The organism is Nocardioides sp. zg-1308 (assembly GCF_013155375.1).
In the GTDB taxonomy this organism is placed as follows: domain Bacteria; phylum Actinomycetota; class Actinomycetes; order Propionibacteriales; family Nocardioidaceae; genus Nocardioides; species Nocardioides renjunii.
This window is the reverse complement of sequence record NZ_JABJQY010000002.1, coordinates 1,230,863-1,247,858: the sequence shown is the minus strand read 5'-3', so window position 1 is coordinate 1,247,858 and position 16,996 is coordinate 1,230,863. Positions and strand designations below refer to the sequence as shown.

General features: G+C 73.2%; 12 protein-coding genes. 4 read left to right on the top strand and 8 right to left on the bottom strand.

Annotated features, from left to right (window positions below):
* The first annotated feature begins 13 nt into the window (after positions 1-13).
* Complete coding sequence (locus HN031_RS07740) at positions 14-1,204, top strand: dipeptidase (protein WP_172268517.1); 1,191 nt, start codon at positions 14-16, stop codon at positions 1,202-1,204.
* Positions 1,205-1,263: 59 nt separating this feature from the next.
* Positions 1,264-2,838, top strand: coding sequence for a DHA2 family efflux MFS transporter permease subunit (locus HN031_RS07735; RefSeq protein ID WP_322423738.1), 1,575 nt, complete (start codon positions 1,264-1,266; stop codon positions 2,836-2,838).
* A 203-nt stretch (positions 2,839-3,041) separates the two neighbouring features.
* On the opposite strand, the gene HN031_RS07730 is transcribed toward HN031_RS07735, so the two are convergent.
* The 4 genes from HN031_RS07730 to HN031_RS07715 all read right to left on the bottom strand — a co-directional run bounded on the left by HN031_RS07730 (position 3,042) and on the right by HN031_RS07715 (position 9,196).
* Positions 3,042-5,189: an ATP-dependent DNA helicase RecQ gene (locus HN031_RS07730; protein WP_172268512.1), complete on the bottom strand. Its 2,148-nt coding sequence runs from the start codon at positions 5,187-5,189 to the stop codon at positions 3,042-3,044.
* 65 nt (positions 5,190-5,254) lie between these two features.
* Positions 5,255-6,265, bottom strand: a complete 1,011-nt coding sequence (locus tag HN031_RS07725; protein WP_172268509.1) for an SGNH/GDSL hydrolase family protein — start codon at positions 6,263-6,265, stop codon at positions 5,255-5,257.
* A 119-nt stretch (positions 6,266-6,384) separates the two neighbouring features.
* Complete coding sequence (locus HN031_RS07720; protein WP_322423736.1) at positions 6,385-7,179, bottom strand: 2-phosphosulfolactate phosphatase; 795 nt, start codon at positions 7,177-7,179, stop codon at positions 6,385-6,387.
* Positions 7,180-7,252: 73 nt separating this feature from the next.
* Positions 7,253-9,196, bottom strand: coding sequence for a M13 family metallopeptidase (locus tag HN031_RS07715; protein WP_367650690.1), 1,944 nt, complete (start codon positions 9,194-9,196; stop codon positions 7,253-7,255).
* 147 nt (positions 9,197-9,343) lie between these two features.
* Here HN031_RS07715 and HN031_RS07710 point away from each other — a divergent pair, with 147 nt between their 5' ends.
* Positions 9,344-10,825 carry a hypothetical protein gene (locus HN031_RS07710; RefSeq protein ID WP_172268503.1) on the top strand — a complete coding sequence of 494 codons (1,482 nt, stop codon included), beginning with the start codon at positions 9,344-9,346 and terminating at the stop codon, positions 10,823-10,825.
* 23 nt (positions 10,826-10,848) lie between these two features.
* On the opposite strand, the gene HN031_RS07705 is transcribed toward HN031_RS07710, so the two are convergent.
* The 3 genes from HN031_RS07705 to HN031_RS07695 form a co-directional block, all read right to left on the bottom strand.
* Positions 10,849-11,826: an NADPH:quinone oxidoreductase family protein gene (locus tag HN031_RS07705; RefSeq protein WP_172268500.1), complete on the bottom strand. Its 978-nt coding sequence runs from the start codon at positions 11,824-11,826 to the stop codon at positions 10,849-10,851.
* Positions 11,827-11,983: 157 nt separating this feature from the next.
* Positions 11,984-13,273: a M15 family metallopeptidase gene (locus HN031_RS07700; protein WP_172268497.1), complete on the bottom strand. Its 1,290-nt coding sequence runs from the start codon at positions 13,271-13,273 to the stop codon at positions 11,984-11,986.
* A gap of 9 nt (positions 13,274-13,282) precedes the next feature.
* On the bottom strand, positions 13,283-14,683 hold the full coding sequence (locus tag HN031_RS07695; RefSeq protein ID WP_172268494.1) for an MFS transporter: 1,401 nt from the start codon (positions 14,681-14,683) through the stop codon (positions 13,283-13,285).
* Positions 14,684-14,740: 57 nt separating this feature from the next.
* Between HN031_RS07695 and HN031_RS07690 the strand changes: the two genes are divergently transcribed.
* The gene (locus HN031_RS07690; protein WP_367650689.1) at positions 14,741-15,673 is read left to right on the top strand and encodes a GTP-binding protein LepA; all 933 of its coding nucleotides are present in this window, start codon (positions 14,741-14,743) and stop codon (positions 15,671-15,673) included.
* Between the two features lie 35 nt (positions 15,674-15,708).
* On the opposite strand, the gene HN031_RS07685 is transcribed toward HN031_RS07690, so the two are convergent.
* Complete coding sequence (locus HN031_RS07685) at positions 15,709-16,995, bottom strand: OFA family MFS transporter (protein WP_172268491.1); 1,287 nt, start codon at positions 16,993-16,995, stop codon at positions 15,709-15,711.
* Position 16,996 lies beyond the last annotated feature (1 nt).

Here is a 16,996-nt window from a genome sequence, read left to right as displayed (position 1 = left end):
CTACGGTCGGCCCATGGACGTCTCGGGCCTGCTGGCCGCCCACCCGGTCATCGACGGGCACAACGACCTCCTCTGGGCGGCGCGCGAGGCGACGGCGTACGACTTCACCCGCCTCGACGTCGGCGCCGGCGGCACCCCCACCCACACCGACCTCCCGCGGATGCGCGCCGGTGGCGTCGGCGCGCAGTTCTGGTCGGCGTACGTCCCCTGCCGGCTCACCGGCGACGCGGCCGTCAGCGCCACGCTCGAGCAGGTCGACGCCGCCCGCCTCCTCACCAGCACGTACGCCGACCAGCTCGCGTGGGCGACGACCGCCGACGAGGTCGAGCAGGCGTGGGCGACGGACCGGATCGCCTCCCTGGTCGGCGTCGAGGGCGGGCACTCGATCGCCTCCTCGCTCGGCACCCTGCGGGCGCTGCACACGCTCGGCGTGCGCTACCTGACGCTCACCCACAACGCCAACACGCCGTGGGCCGACTCGGCCACCGACGCCCCGGTCGCCGGGGGCCTGACCGCCTTCGGCCGCGAGGTCGTGCGGGAGATGAACCGGATCGGGATCATGGTCGACCTCTCCCACGTCTCGGCCGACACGATGCGCGCGGCGCTGGAGGTGGCGGAGGCGCCGGTCGTGTTCAGCCACAGCTCGGCGCGTGCGGTCACCGACAGCCCGCGCAACGTCCCCGACGACGTGCTCGAGGCGATGGCCCGCGGCGGCGGCGTGTGCATGGTGACCTTCGTGCCGCGGTTCGTGAACGCCGCCTGCGCGGACGCCCACCGGGAGCTCGTCGCGGCGGCGGCGGCCGAGGGGATCCCGGAGTCCGACGGCACCCGGTTCACCGCCTTCGAGGAGGGGTGGGCCCTCGAGCACCCGCGGCCGACGGCCACGCTCGCCGACGTCGTGGCGCACTGCGAGCACGTGCGCGAGGTGGCCGGCATCGACCACGTCGGCCTCGGCGGCGACTACGACGGGTGCGAGGAGCTACCGGTCGGCCTGGAGGACGTCTCCACCTACCCCGCGCTGCTGTCCGGGCTCGCCGACCGCGGCTGGTCGGAGGGCGACCTGGCCCGGCTGACGTGCCGCAACACGCTGCGGGTGATGCGCGAGGTCGAGGACCGCGCCGACGACCTCCAGGAGCGCCGCGGACCCAGCCTCGCCCGCATCGAGGACCTCGACAGGACCCCCGCCACGCCCACCCAGGGGTGATGCAGGCCACCGCGAAAACAATTGCGTCGTTGTCGCACGCAACCAATACCGTTGTCCCCGTGACAGACACCCAGATCCAGTCCGGCGGGATCCAGCCCGACAGCTCCGACAAGCTCGACAAGAGCGTGCTGATGGTGGCCGGCGTCGTCGTCCTCGGCGCCATCATGTCGATCCTCGACATCACCGTCGTCTCGGTCGCGCTGGAGACCTTCCAGCGCGAGTTCGACGCCACGGCGGCCGAGGTCGCATGGACGATGACCGGCTACACCCTGGCCCTCGCCAGCGTCATTCCGCTGACCGGCTGGGCCGCCGACCGCTTCGGCACCAAGCGCCTCTACCTGCTGGCCGTGCTGCTCTTCACCGCCGGCTCCGTGCTGTGCGCGACGGCCACCTCGCTCGAGCTGCTCGTCCTCTACCGCGTCCTCCAGGGCCTCGGCGGCGGCATGCTGATGCCGCTCGGCATGACGATCCTGACCCGCGCCGCCGGTCCCGAGCGGGTCGGTCGCGTGATGGCCGTCCTCGGCATCCCGATGCTGCTCGGCCCGATCTTCGGTCCCATCCTCGGCGGCGCCCTGATCGACAGCGCCTCGTGGCACTGGATCTTCCTCATCAACCTTCCGATCGGCATCGCCGCGATCGTCTACGCCTGGATCGTCCTGCCCAAGGACTCCGTCGAGCCGTCCGAGACGTTCGACTGGCTGGGCATGCTGCTGCTGTCCCCGGGCCTCGCCGCCTTCCTCTACGGCATCAGCTCCATCCCGGAGGAGGGCACCGCCATGGCCGCCCGGGTGCTCGTCCCGATGGTCCTCGGCATCCTGCTCATCGCCGCGTTCGTCCCGTGGGCGCTCAACCGCCGCAACATCCACCCGCTCGTCGAGCTGCGCCTGTTCAAGAACCGCAACATGACGGTCGCGGTGCTGGCGATGATGCTGTTCGCGATCGCCTTCTTCGGCGCCTCGCTGCTCTTCCCGCTCTACTTCATCCAGGTCCGCGGCGAGGACGCCCTCGGCGCCGGTCTGCTGCTCGCCCCGCAGGGCATCGGCGCGATGATCACCATGCCGATCGCCGGCATCCTGGCCGACAAGATCGGCCCCGGGAAGATCGTGATGACCGGCATCACCGTGATCACCATCGGCATGGCGATGTTCACCCAGATCAGCGCCGACACGTCCTACACCTTCATCCTCGGCGCCCTCTTCATCATGGGCCTCGGCATGGGCGGCACGATGATGCCGATCATGACCGCCGCGCTCGCGACGCTGACCGCGCACAACGTGGCCCGCGGCTCGACGCTGCTCAACATCACCCAGCAGGTCGCCGCCTCGATGGGCACCGCGCTCTTCTCGGTGATCCTCACCAACGAGCTCAAGGGCAAGGAGTCCGTCGCCGTCGCCGGCGCGGTGCGTGAGGCGGGTGAGGACCAGACCGCGGTCGCCGCGGTGCTGGAGCAGTTCGGGCTCACCCCCGGCCAGCTCGACGCCGTGCTCGCCCAGGTGCCGACCGACATGGCCGACGCGTTCGCGACGGTCTTCATCGTCGCCACGGTCCTGGTCGCGTGCTGCCTCATCCCGGCCGCCTTCCTGCCCCGCAAGAAGGTCGCGCCCGTCGACCCGACCGCGATGATGGGTCACTGAGCCACCGGCACCACCCCGCGCCACCCGTCGTGCGACCGGCCCGTCCTCCTTCCGGGGGGCGGGCCGTCGTCGTACGTGGGGGTCGGGGTCGTGCCGCTCCTGCCCCGCTGCTGCCCGGCCGCCGCTCCTTCGCATGACGCAGCAGGCGGAAGTCCGGAGCGACGACCCTCCCGCACGCCGCGGAGCCGACCAGCGCCCGACGGTCAGCCCTGCGTCGCCAGGACGAGCGGCAGCACGGCGGCGGCGCCGGCGTCGCGGATCGCGGCAGCGGCGACCGTCAGCGTCCACCCGCTGGCGACCTGGTCGTCGACGAGCAGCACGGTGGCGCCCGGCGGCACCTGGGCGTCGAGGCCGCCGCGACGGCGCACGGCTGCCACGCGCTGGGCGGAGTTGGACTGGCCGGCCCTCGGTGGGACGGAGCCGTCGCGGATCGCCCACGTGCCGACGACCGGGATCTGCATGACGCGGGCGAGGCCGTCGGCGAGGTCGCGGGTGAGCGTGGGGCGGGTCGCGGACTCGACGACGACGATCGCGTCGGGGCGCGAGCGCCACTCGGGCGACCAGTCCTTCATCACGTCCATGACGGCCTGCGCGAGGCCCGGCGGCACGGGCCCGTCGGGGGTGTCCTCGCGGAAGAGCGCCCGGAGGGCCTGGCCGTGGCCGAGGTCGGTCAGCCGGGCGACGGCCCTGCCGGGCTCGGCACCCGCGGCGATCTTGCCCTTGAGGTCGAGGCCGAGGTTGGCGAGGGCGGTCGGCCACATGCGCCGCGGCTCGACGACGACGCCGGGCCGCGCGAGGCGAGCGTCCGCCTCGGCGACGGCCGCCTCGCTGACCTCGGTCGAGAGGGACAGGCCCCCGCAGTTGTCGCACCGCCCGCAGTCGGCGGCGTCGGGGTCGTCGAGCTGCTCGCGGAGGTAGCGCATGCGGCACTCGGTGGTCGAGAGGTAGCCGAGCATCGCCTGCTGCTCCCGCTCCCGGGCCTCGGCCACCCGGGCGTAGCGCTCGGCGTCGTAGGCCCAGGGCCTGCCGGTCGCCACCCAGCCGCCCTGCACGCGCTGCACGGCCCCGTCGACGTCGAGCACCTTGAGCATCGACTCGAGCCGGTTGCGGCCGAGCTCGACGCGGGTCTCGATGGTGGCCGTCGACAGCGGGCGGTCGGACTCGGCGAGGGCGGCCAGCGTCTCGCGCACCTGCTCCTCGCGGGGGAAGCCGAGGGAGGCGAAGTAGGCCCAGATGTCGCGGTCCTCCACCTGCGGCAGCAGGACGACGGTCGCCTCGTCGGTGCCGCGACCGGCTCGGCCGACCTGCTGGTAGTAGGCCACCGGCGACGCCGGTGCGCCGAGGTTGACCACGAAGCCGAGGCTGGCGTCGAAGCCCATGCCCAGGGCGCTGGTCGCGACGAGCGCCTTGACCCGGCCCTCGACCAGCGCCTGCTCGAGGGCGTGCCGCTCGTCGGCCTCGGTCTGGCCGGAGTAGGCCGCGACCTCGAGGCCACGGTCGCGGAGGTAGCCCGCGACCTCCTGCGTCGCGGCGACGGTGAGGCAGTAGACGATGCCGGAGCCGGGCTGCTCCGCGAGGTGGTCGGCGAGCCAGGCGAGGCGCTGCTGCGGCGCCGAGAGGCGTACGACGCCGAGGCGCAGCGACTCGCGGTCGAGGGTGCCGCGCTGGACCAGCACGCTGGCGTCGGAGTCACCCACGCCGTCGGCGTGCACCCCGAGCTGCTCGGCGACGTCGTCGGTGACGCGGGCGTTGGCGGTCGCGGTCGTGGCGAGCACCGGGATGCCCGACGGCAGCTCGGCCAGGAGCGTGCGCAAGCGGCGATAGTCGGGGCGGAAGTCGTGGCCCCAGTCGGAGATGCAGTGGGCCTCGTCGACCACCAGCAGGCCGCAGGTGGCGGCGAGGCGCGGCAGCACCTCGTCGCGGAAGCCGGGATTGTTGAGCCGCTCCGGGCTGACGAGCAGGACGTCGACGTCGCCGGCGTTGATCTGGTCGTTGATCGGCTGCCACTGGTCGATGTTGGTCGAGTTGATGGTGACCGCCCGGATGCCGGCCCGCTCGGCGGCGGCGATCTGGTTGCGCATCAGCGCCAGAAGTGGGCTCACGATGACCGTCGGGCCGGCCCCGCCCTGGCGCAGCAGCTTGGTGGCCACGAAGTAGACCGCCGACTTGCCCCAGCCGGTGCGCTGCACGACCAGCGCGCGACGGCGGTCGACGGCGAGGGCCTCGATGGCGTCCCACTGGTCCTCGCGGAGCACCGCGTCGTCACGGCCCACCAGGGCGCGCAGGTGGCGCTCGGCGTCCTCGCGGGCGGTGCGGCGTACGTCGTCGGTGACGGCAGGGGCGGTGGTCATGCCCCCTGTCTACCAACCGGCACCGACGACGTGCGGGCCGCATCCACAGGCGGGTGCCGCCGGGGTCAGCGACCCCTGCTGCGAGCGAGGAACCGGTCGAGGTCGATGCCGGCCCGGCGCGCGGCCCGACGGGCCTCCGGGGTGGTGAGGTCGGGACGGACGAAGCGCTCGGGCTCGATGCGACGGTCCGCGGCGGCGTACTGGCGCTGGAGGGCGGCCTGGTCGGCGGCGGAGGCGTCGGACGCCGCGCGCACCCGGCCGGTCACGGCGAGCGCCGGGCCGACGACGGAGCTGACCACGGGCGTGTAGCCGGCGGAGTGCCCGAGCGTGTTGGGGTGGTAGCTCTCCGTGACCGGGCTGGAGAGACCGTTGAGGTATTCCGGGTCGTCGCAGACCGCGTGACCGGTGAAGGCGCCGGTCGGGTCGGCGAAGGAGAAGCCACTGGCGGCCGCGGCCGCCGCCGTCCTGCTGTTGAGCAGGTCGGCGGTCTGGTTGAGCCGCGCCTGCTCGGTGGGCGAGAACCACGTGAAGGCGTTGCAGTCCTCCCCCATGAACACGCGGGGGTAGCCGACCACGACGACCTTGGCGGCGGGCGCCCGACCGCGGATGTCGGCGTAGAGGCCGGCGAGCTGCGTCGGGAGCGTGGAGCTGATGTAGGACTGCGCGGTGTTGATGGCACCGGTGCAGTTGCTCATCCAGCCGGGCAGCGCGCAGGTGGTCAGCACGTCGGCGAAGCCCGCGTCGTTGCCGCCGACGGAGATCGTGACGTAGGTCGTCGCCGGGGTGAGCGCGCTGAGCTGGGTCGCGGTGACGTCCGCGATCCGAGCGCCCGAGCAGGCACGGAAGTTGAGCGCGTAGCCGCGGGCCGCGGCGATCAGGCTCGGGTAGGCGCGGGTGGAGCGCTGGCAGGTGGTGCCGTCGCCGATGTAGGACCGCGTGCCGGTGCCCGAGGCGTAGGAGTCGCCGAGGGCGACGTAGACGGGGGCCGCCGCCTGGGCGGGTGTGGCCAGGAGCGGGGTGAGCAGACCGGCGAGTGCGGCACCGAGCACCGCGAGCCGGGAGGACGTGCGCTTCATCGAGGACCTCCGAGACAGGTGACCACCCGAGTGTGGTCACCGTCACACTAGGGCTCGCCACCGACGGTCGGCACCCTCCCGACGTGCGGCCCTCTGTGACGGGAAGGCGCCGTCTGAGGCTAGATCCGGCGCAGGCGCGGGGTGGGCGGGTCCAGCTCGGTGGCGTCGCGGAACGACTCGCCGACCAGCACGGGCACGACCTCGCTGGCGTCGTGCTGCGCAGCGATCTCGACGTCGGCCACGAAGCCGGCCTCGGCGAGCTCCCGTCCGCTCGCGCACTGCAGCAGGTCCAGCGGCAGCAGCGCGGCCTCCCAGGCCGCCATGGCCATCCGCGCCTCGGGGCTGGCGCCGGCCTCGGCCTCCGCGTCGAGCGCCGCGAGGACGGCACCCGCTCCCCACAGGTCCTCGACCGCGGGCCGGAGCGTGTCGTCGTACCACCGCTCGCCCGCGGGTACGACGACCACGCTGGCGCCGTCGGACACCTTGGGCGCCAGCCACCGGGCCACCGCGCCGGCGTTGCGCAGGCACGCGCCCACGACCTGCGCACCGGAGGCCGCGAGGGCGAAGGCGATGCTTGAGCCGTTGGGCGAGGGCAGGACCAGGCGCTGGACGCCCTCGACCTCCGACAGGCTGGCCGGGGAGAGCGAGACGTGGCGCGCGTCGCCGCGCGACAGCGCCTCGAACCGGCCGACCGCGAGCGTGGCACCGTGTCGTACGGCGTGCTCGGCGGCGCGGGAGTCACGCCACCGGAACGGGAACACCTCGATGCCCCGCTCGACCGCGACGTTGAGCGTGGTGGTGAACGACAGCACGTCCACCACGACGGCGTAGTCGGCCGGGACCGCCTCCGCGCCCGTCGGTCCCCACTCCAGGCGGAGCCGATAGCTGGACTGGTCGTGCCCCGGCAGCGTCACGGCGCCCATTCAACCGCCTGTGGCGCCGGTTGGCGGAAATCGGCGCCGCGACGGGCGGTGGCGCCGCCCTCCGTCACCAGATCCGGACGCGCCCCTCCGGCTCCAGCCACAGCCCGTCGCCGGGCTGGGTCTCGAACACCTCGTGGTACTCGTCGAGGTTGCGCACGATGTTGGCGCGGAACTCGGCCGGGCTGTGGGGGTCGATGGTGAGGTACTGCAGCTCCTGCTCCTTGCGGCGCTTGGTGCGCCACACGTGGGCCCAGTTGAGGAACAGCGTGCGGCGGTCCTCGACCGAGGCCTCGCCGCCCCGGCTGATCATGAACGCCTTGTGGGCGATGGTCAGGCCGCCGAGGTCGCCGATGTTCTCGCCGACGGTGAGGCTGCCGTTGACGTGCTCGCCGGGCAGGTTGCGCGGCTCGAAGGCGTCGTACTGCGCGATCAGCGCCTGCGACTTGGCCTCGAAGGCCGACTTGTCGTCGGCGGTCCACCAGTCGTGCAGGTTGCCGTCGCCGTCGTACTGCGCGCCCTGGTCGTCGAAGCCGTGGCCGATCTCGTGGCCGATGACCGCGCCGATGCCGCCGTAGTTCTCGGCCTCCTCGGCGTCGGGGCTGAAGAACGGCGGCTGCAGGATCGCGGCGGGGAAGCAGATCTCGTTGGTGCCCGGGTGGTAGTAGGCGTTGACCGTCTGAGGCAGCATCAGCCACTCGTCGCGGTCGACGGGCTGGCCGACCTTCTCGAGCTGCCGGTCGGTCTCGAACGCCGACGCGGACGCCACGTTGCCGAGCAGGTCGTCGGCGCTGATGACGAGGGCGGAGTAGTCGCGGAACTCCGTCGGGTAGCCGATCTTGGGGTAGAAGCGGTCGAGCTTGTCGTACGCCTTCTGCTTGGTGTCCTCGCCCATCCAGTCCAGCGCCTCGATGGAGCGGCGGTAGGCGGTGACGAGGTTGGCGACGAGCTCGTCCATCATCTGCTTCGAGCGGGGCGGGAAGTGGCGCTCGACGTAGACGCGGCCGACGGCCTCGCCGATGGCGCCCTCCACGAAGTCGACGCCGCGCTTCCAGCGGGCGCGCAGCTCCGGGGTGCCGTTGAGGGTGCGGCCGTAGAAGTCGAAGTTGGCCTGCACGAACTCGTCGGGGAGGTAGGCCGCGGAGCTGCGCACAACGCGGACGTGGACGATGTCGCGCCACGTCTCGATCGGGGTCTCCTCGAGCACCGTGGACAGGTGGGAGAAGAAGTCGGGCTGCATCACGATCGAGGTCCGCAGCGTCTCCTCGGTGCCGCCGAGGCCGGTGACGTAGGTGACCCAGTCGAAGGCGGGGCACAGCTCGCGGAGCTCGTCGAGGCTCTTGTGGTTGGTGGTCTTCTGCACGTCGCGCGTCTCGGCGGCCTCCCAGTGGCCCTCGGCCAGCCGGGTCTCGTAGGCCAGGACGGCGCCCGCCGCGGTCGACGGGTCGGGGTGCTCGCTGAGGGTGAGCAGCGTCGTCAGGTAGTCGACGTACTTGGCGCGGATGTCGGCGAACTTGTCGTCGCGGTAGTAGGACTCGTCGGGCAGCCCGAGCCCGCCCTGGGCGAGGTAGACGATGTTGCGCGAGGCGTCGACGCGGTCGGGGGTGATGTAGGACCCGAACAGGCCGCCGCCGCCGATGCGCTCGAACATGCCGAAGAAGGCCGCGAGGTCGGTGAGGTCGCTGATGCGGTGCGCCCGGTCGAGCAGGCCGCGGACGGGGTCCAGGCCCTTGGCGGCGATGGTCTCGGTGTCCATGAAGGAGGCGAACAGGTCGCCGATCTTGCGCTCGTCCTCGTCGAGCCCGTCGGCGGGACGGTCGGCGAGCTCGGTGATGATGTCGCGCACGTGCTCCTCGGCAGCGTCCGCGAGCGCGATGAACGCGCCCCAGCTCGACTTGTCGGACGGGATCTCGGTCTCGTCCAGCCAGTGGCCGTTGACGTGGCCGAAGAGGTCGTCCTGGGGGCGGATGTCGGGGTTCATGCCCTCGCGGGCGGCGTCGAGGATCGTCACGCGCCCGACCCTAACCCCGTCCGCCCAGCCCCTTCACCCACGCACCCGGGGCAGTGTCCCGTCCAGACCGGGAGCCTGCACCCGTGGCAAGCCCGAGCGGCGCGGCGAGGGTGGACGCAGGACCACCACTCATCGGGGGAGGAACCCATGTCCACACGCACCCGCGCGCTCGCGCTGCTCGCCTCCGGCGGGCTCGCAGCCGCCGCCCTGTCACCCGCCGCCCTGTCACCCGCCCTCGGGGCCGCCGACGCGGCAGCCGACCGTCGTACGCCCGATGCGAGGGTGACGGGCGGCTGGCGGACCGTCTCCTCGGGCGCGGTCGACACGCTCTCCGAGATCACCCTCGCGCGCACCGCGGACGGGGTGCTGCACGCGGTCTACCAGCAGGACGTGGGGTCGGCCGACGAGCTCGAGCACGCCGCGATCGCCACCTCCGGGTCGGTCCTCGCCCGCAGCAAGCCGGTGGGCACCTGGGCGACGCTCGTGCACAACCCCAAGCTGCTGCGGACGCCGACGGGGGGCCTGCGACTGGTGTTCAGCGGCCTGCAGGACACCGACACCGCCAACTTCTACTCGCAGGGCCACGCCTACGACACGGTGAGCGACGCGTCCGGGGCCGCCTGGAGCCTGCAGCCGCGCGCGCTGACCCGCTTCGACGACGCCTACTCCGGCTACGGCACCGGCGCCACGACGCTGTCCGACGGGACCGCGGTGACCGCGGCGTCGCTCAACAGCGAGACCCACTACCGCGTCGGCACGATCGACACGACCGACCCGGCCACCGCCTCGGCCGCGGCGCCGGACGGCGTCGCGAGCGCCGGCGCGGGCGGCTACTACTGGCACACCCAGCTCGTGAACAGCGGCGACACCGTGTGGATGGTGACGTACGTCGACGGTGCCAGCGAGGCGTCCGAGGGGATCTTCGCCCAGCAGGTCCACCCCACGCCCGGGCCGGTGCTGAAGGCGCCGGGATCGACGACCGGCGGCAGCTCGCTCAACCCCGACCAGACGGTCGCGGCGGTGGCCCGGCCCGGTGGCGGCGTCGTCGTCGCCTACAAGACCGGCTATCCCACCGCCGACGCCATCTCGGTGTGGCAGGTCGGTGGCGGCGTCCGGAGGATCCGGTCGGACGACGTCGACCAGGTCGCGCTCGACACGGGAAGCACCGGGCGCCTCTGGCTCGCGTGGGTGGACGGGTCCAACGAGGTCCGCGCCGCTCGCTCGGGTCCCAGCGGCCTCGGCTTCGGTGCGGTGCAGAGCCTCGGCCGACCCGGCTCGGGCGCGGACCTCTGGCGGATCGCCGTGGACGCCTCGTTGGACCAGGGCACCGTGCTGGTCAACGACGTCACCACGCGGCGGGTCTCGCTGCGGACGGTCGAGCCGGGCCTCTCGCTGTCTGCCTCGGGCGGGCTCCGGCGGAGCCGGACGGGATCGGTCAGGGTGAAGGTGACCGACGCCGGTGACGCGGTGAAGGGTGCCAGGGTGACGGGCGGCGGGGACTCGTGCACGACGAACGCCAGGGGCCGGTGCACCATGCGGGTGACGCCCCGCAGGGCGGGCAAGGTGTCCTTCGTCGCCGTCGAGGACGGCTACGGCAGCGGCAGGGACGTGGTGAAGGTCAAGCGGTAGGCAGGCGCCTGGGCCGGCCGGGCTCAGCGCACGCGCACGACCGACTTGCCGAGGGTGCGGCGCTCGTCCATGTCGACGAGCGCCCGCCCGAAGTCGGCGAGCTCGTACGTCGCGCCGATCGGCGGCCGGACCGTGCCGGCCTCGATCATCGGCGCGAGGCGGTGCCACTGCCGCTGCATGTAGCCGGGGCGGGTCATCGCGTAGGCACCCCAGCCGACGCCGCGGACGTCGGTGTTGCCCAGCAGCAGCCGGTTGACCTTGACCTCGGGGATGCCCTGACCGGCGGCGAAGCCGACGACGAGCACGCGGCCCTGCTCGGCCAGGCAGCGCAGCGAGTCGGTGAACGCGGCGCCGCCGACCACGTCCAGCACGACGTCGACGCCCTTGCCGCCGGTCAGCTCCTTGACCGCGTCCCTGAAGTCGGGGCCGACGATCGTCTCGTCGGCGCCGGCCGCCCGGGCGAAGTCCGCCTTCTCCTCGGTGCTGACCACGGCGATGGTGCGCGCGCCGAGGCCCTTGGCCACCTGCAGGGTCGCGGTCCCGACACCGCCCGCCGCGCCGTGCACGAGGACCGTCTCGCGACTGCGCAGGCCCCCGCGCTCCTCGAGCGCGAAGAGGGCGGTGAGGTAGTTCATCGGCAGCGCCGCGCCCTCGTCGTACGACAGCTCGTCGGGCAGCGCGAAGGTGAAGATCGCCGGGTTGGCGACCTGCTCGGCCGCGCCGCCGTGGAGGTTGACGCCCGCCACGCGCTGGCCGACGGTGAAGCCGCTCGACTCCGGCGAGCCGGGGTCGAGGACCACGCCGGCGAAGTCGACGCCGAGGGTGAAGGGCGGCTCGGGCTTGAGCTGGTACTCCCCGCGGCTGAGCAGCAGGTCGGGGAACGCCACCCCCACGCTGTGCACCTCGACGAGCACGTCGCCGTGGCCGGGGACGGGCGCGTCGACCTCGCGCACCTCGACGTCGGCGGGACCGGTGGGCGTGACGACCTGGACTGCGCGCATGGGGTGAGGGTAGTGAGGCGGTGGGGTCGGGGGGTGGCTGGAGTCCGGCTGGCGGGTGGCTGGCGGGTGGCTGGAGTCACCGGATATCCGGGGACCACCGGGCTTGCAGGCGGAGATCTCGACCTCGAAGTACGCAACTCGGGTGCGAAGCACCGCCTCAGCGGACCGCCCGGACCTCGCTCAGCTCGAAGTGCATCGGGTCGGTCCAGCGCCAGTCGCCGCCCCACGCGAAGCCCCAGGTCTTGAAGATCGCCACCACGTCGCGGTCGATCTCGCCGACGGAGCCACGCTGGTTGCCCGACACGTTGAGGTCGAGGGCGAGGCCGAAGGCGTGGTTGGAGAGCGTCGTGGTGTCGGCGATGAAGCGGGGGTAGAAGCAGCCGGCGTACTGGCCGGGGTCGATCTCGTCGGCGAGCCCGCGCTGCTGCACCTCGAGCAGCGCCGCGCGCAGCTGCGGGAACAGGTCCTTGTGGCAGGTGACGGTGCCGAGGATCGGCACCGCCTCGGTGCGGATGTTGGCCGCCACCCACGACTCCTCCGGCGCGATCCGACCGCCGCCGAGCACGCGGTAGCGGTAGGTGCCGACCAGGCTGCCGAGGGTGTCGCCGGTCGGGACCGCCGTCAGCCGGGCGTCGGGGTCGAGCCCGATGCGCGACGCCACGTCGAGCATCTGCACCGACGCGTCCTTGCCCACGAGCCGCTGCAGGGGCTTGCGGATGGTGGCCGGCGCGGCGCCGTCGGTGGAGATCAGCAGGCCGTTGCCGGAGGCCATCTCGATGTCCTCGGCCCACGCGGTGTTGACCACCATGTCGATGGTGGGGATCTGCGGCGTGTACGCGCCCACGTGCAGGCGGGGCGCGTCGGCGTCGGTGCCCAGCCGGATCATCCCGTCGCTATCCGCGAGGCGCTTGGCCACCGACTCGTCGATCGCCATCTCGCCACCGGCGACGCGGTCCCACGCCTCCTGGAGGTCGGCGACCTCGGCGCGGGTGAAGTGACGGTAGTCGCCAGGGTCCACTGCGGCCACCGTGAGCACCCGGTTCTCCAGGCTCACCTGCCCGAGGCCGATGCGCTCGGTGCGGGCCACGCCCCGGAGCCGGTTGATCCGCCTCACGAGCGCGTCGTCGAGGGGCTTGTCCCACTGGACCAGGACGTCGGCGCTCCACAGCCGGCCCTCGCGCTCGCCCGGCGGGTCGACCGCGTGCTCGGGGTCGGCCACGGGCACCGCGGGCATCGAGGAGGTCGCGGTCGCCTCACCCGTCGGGGACGGGGATCCCGACGCAGACGCCGACCCCGACGCCGAGCCAGGGTCCGACCCGTCGGACCCGGCCGACCCGGCCGACCCGTCGGAGGCGCCGTTCCCGCTGCACGCGCCGAGCAGCAGGGTCAGGGCAGCAGCTGCCACCCCGGCCCGCCCGGCCCGCCCGGCTCGGCGTCGTACGCGCATGCGACGAGCCTAGGCAGTCTCCGAAGCGGGCACCGGTCGCACCCGGTGCGGGATCGCGAACCAGGAGATCACCCCGCCGATGGCGAGCAGCGCCGCGCAGGCCACCATCGCCGTGCCGTACGCCGGGTCGAGCTGCGCCGCGTCGCGGTAGTCGTCACCGGCGAGCCCGACGGCCGTCGGCAGCGCGGCGACCGCGAGCAGGGAGCCGGCGCGCGCGACGGCGTTGTTGATGCCGCTGGCGATGCCGGCCACCTCGTCGGGCGCCGCCGCCAGCACCGTGGCCGTGAGCGGCGCGACCATCAGGGCCAGGCCCAGGCCGAACACCGTGAGGCCGGGGGCCACGTCGCGCCACCACACCACGTCGGGGCCGACGGACAGGAGCAGGAGCGTCCCGGCGGCCATCACCAGCGGGCCGAACGTCATCGGGATCCGCGGGCCGATCCGCTCGGCGAGGGCGCCCCCGCGGGCGGCGAGCAGCAGCATGCAGGCGGTGATCGGCAGGGTCGCGAGGCCGGCCTCGAGGGCGTTGTAGCCCCCGACGGTCTGCAGCTGCAGCACGAGGAAGAACAGGATCGCGCCGAGCGCTGCGTAGACCAGCAGCGTCATCAGGTTGGCCGCGCTGAAGGTGCGGTCCCCGAACAGCCCGAGCGGGACCATCGGTCCCCGCGCCCGGCGCTCCACGACCACGAACGCCACCGCCGCGAGCAGGCCGACCGCGGCCGCCCACCACGTCATGGGACCGCCGGCGTCGGTGAGCGCCCAGGTGACGCCGGCCAGCGAGAGCGACGCCAGCGCCGCGCCCGTGACGTCGAAGCGTCCCTGCGCGCGGGGGTCGCGCGTCTCGGGCACCCACGTCTGCGCGAGCCAGACGGTCAGGGCCGCGAGGGGGAGGTTGATGAGGAAGATCCAGCGCCACGACGCGTGGTCGATGAGCAGCCCGCCGACCAGGGGGCCCAGGGCCGCGGCGATCCCGCCGAGGCCGGACCACGCGCCGATGGCGCGGCTGCGGTCCTCGGCCCGGAAGGCACCCTGGATCATCGCCAGGCTCCCCGGCGTCAGCAGCGCGCCTCCGACGCCCTGCAGCACCCGCGCGATGATCAGCACCTCCGCGGTGGGGGCGATCCCGCACAGCAGCGAGGCGAGCGCGAACCAGACCGTGCCGATGACGAACACCCGCCGGCGCCCGAGCCGGTCGCCGAGCGCCCCGCCCAGCAGGATCAGCGAGGCGAGGGAGAGGAAGTAGCCGTTGGTGATCCACTGCAGCTGCTCCAGCGAGGCGTCGAGGTCCTCGCCCATCGAGCGCAGGGCGACGTTGACGACGGTGCCGTCCAGCAGGGTGAGCCCGGACCCGAGGGTCGCGGCCGCCACGATGCCCCGCGCGCTCCGCGTGCCCCACGCGACTCCACTCACGAGGAGAGACTAGGGCCCATGCACAGCCCATCGCATGAACCATCCGTGCGGGCGTCCGTGCCGAACACCGCCGTGACCGTCATCCGCCCTCCCAGCGACGACCCGTCCGCGAGCCTGTACGCGCGCCCGTCCGCCCGTCGTACGACGCCCGCGCAGCGGCTGGCCGAGCACGTCGAGCGCCTCGGCGACCAGCACCCGCCGATCGACCTGGCGAGCGTCGACTTCACCGTCCGCGACCCGGCCGGCCTCTCGCGGCGCTTCGGCCACGTCCTGGACTACATGGCGCGCGTCGAGCTCGAGGTCGACCGCAACGTGCTCGAGCTGCTGACCCTGCTGCCCGACCCGCCGGAGGTGGACCGCCGCTTCTACGCCGACGTCTGGCAGCCCCAAGAGGTGCGGCACGGGCAGATCCTCGACGAGCTGCAGGTGCGCATCGGCCGGCCTCCGTCGACGCCAGAGCGCGACCACGTGTCGGCGAAGCTGCGCGTCCTGGGCGCGCTCGGCCGGCTCGAGGCGGTGCAGGACGTGAGCCGGATGCTCTACTACCTGACCGGCATGTCCACCGAGCGGTCGGCGGTCCTGGCCTACAACCTGCTGCACGACGGCGTGCGCGAGCTGGGCGAGCACGCGGTCGCCGACACCGTCATCGCGCCGATCCGGCGCCAGGAGCCCGGCCACTACGCGTTCTACAAGATGTCCGCGCAGGGACTGGCCACCGAGCTGGCCGGGTGGCAGCGCTGGCTGGTGCGGCGCCTGCGCTCGCTGAGCTACGGCCCGGTCGGGGTCAACGACGACGCCCAGCGCGCGGACTTCGGCGAGGTGATGATCACCCTCGGGATCGACCGCGACGTCGACGCCTTCACCGAGTCGATCGCCCGCGTGGAGCGCGACCTCCTGTGGGCACGCGGGCGGGGCATGCCGGTGCCGGCCTACGTCGTGCGCGCCTTCCGCGAGGCCGTCGAGGCGGCGCACGCCCGGCGGGCCGCCTAGCCCGTCGTGCCGGGCCCCAGCGGTGTGCCGGGGCCCTACGCGTGGCCCGCGTCGCCCGCGCGGCGGCCGGCGGGCACCTTGGTCACGAAGGTGAGCGCCACCGACGCCAGCGCGATGACGCCCACCGTCGTGTAGGCCACCGTGTAGGCCTTGTCCTCGCCGATCAGGGCGGACGCGACGACCGGTCCGAGGATGCCGCCGAGGCTCCACCCGATGAGCATCAGCCCGTAGATGGCGCCGGCGTCACGGAGGCCGAAGTAGTCGCCCGCGGTCGCCGGCATCGTGCCGAAGGCGCCGCCGTAGCAGAGGTAGATGATCGCGGCCAGGACGGTGAACAGCAGCGCGCTCCCGGCGTGCGGCAGCGCGATGAGGCACACACCCTGCAGGACGAGGATCGCGGCGAAGGTGCGCATCCGGCCGATGCGGTCGGAGATGCCGGCCCACACGATGCGGCCGGCCCCGTTGAAGATCGCCAGCACGCCGACCACCGCGGCCGCCCCCGTCACGCTGAAGCCGGCGATGTCGGTGGCGCTGGCCTTGGCCTGCGAGATCAGCGAGATGCCGGCGCTGACGCTGAGGGTGAGGATGGCGGTCAGGAGGTACCACTGCGGCGTGCGCAGCGCCTCGCTGGTGCTGTAGTCCCCGCTGCCGTCGCCGGTCGCGGCCGGTGGCTCGTAGCCCGGGACGGTGTAGCCCTCGGGCGGGTTGCGGAAGACCGACGCCCCGGCCAGCGCCATCACGAGGTAGGCCAGCCCGAGCGGCAGGAACGCGCTGGTCGGGTCCTGCGGGTCGCGGTCGATGAGCCACTGCGCGACGGGCGCCGTGATCACCGCACCGAACCCGAACCCGCCGACGGCGAGGCCGGTGATGAGGCCCTTCTTGTCGGGGAACCACTTCTGCAGCATGGCGATCGGCACGATGTAGGCGAAGCCGAGGCCGAAGCCGCTGACCACGCCGTAGCCGACGATGAGAAGCCAGTAGTCGTCGGAGCCGTTGGCCAGGGAGGCGAGCAGGATCCCGCCGGCGTAGATCGTGCCGCCGGCGAGGGCGACCAGCCGCGGTCCGTGGTCGTCCTGGATCCGGCCGCCGAGGAAGCTGCCGATGAAGATCATCCCGACGCTGACGGTGAAGGGCAGTGCCGCCTGCACCTTCCCCAGCTGCCAGGAGTCAGCCTCACCGAGCGCCCCGCCGATCACCGACCAGGCGTAGACGCCACCGATGGCCAGCTGCAGCAGCAGCGCGCCGGCGACCAGCAGCCAGCGGTTGCGCGTGCGCGCGGAGGGCTCCGACACGCCGGTCCCTGCCGTGTGGGTGTGTGCCATG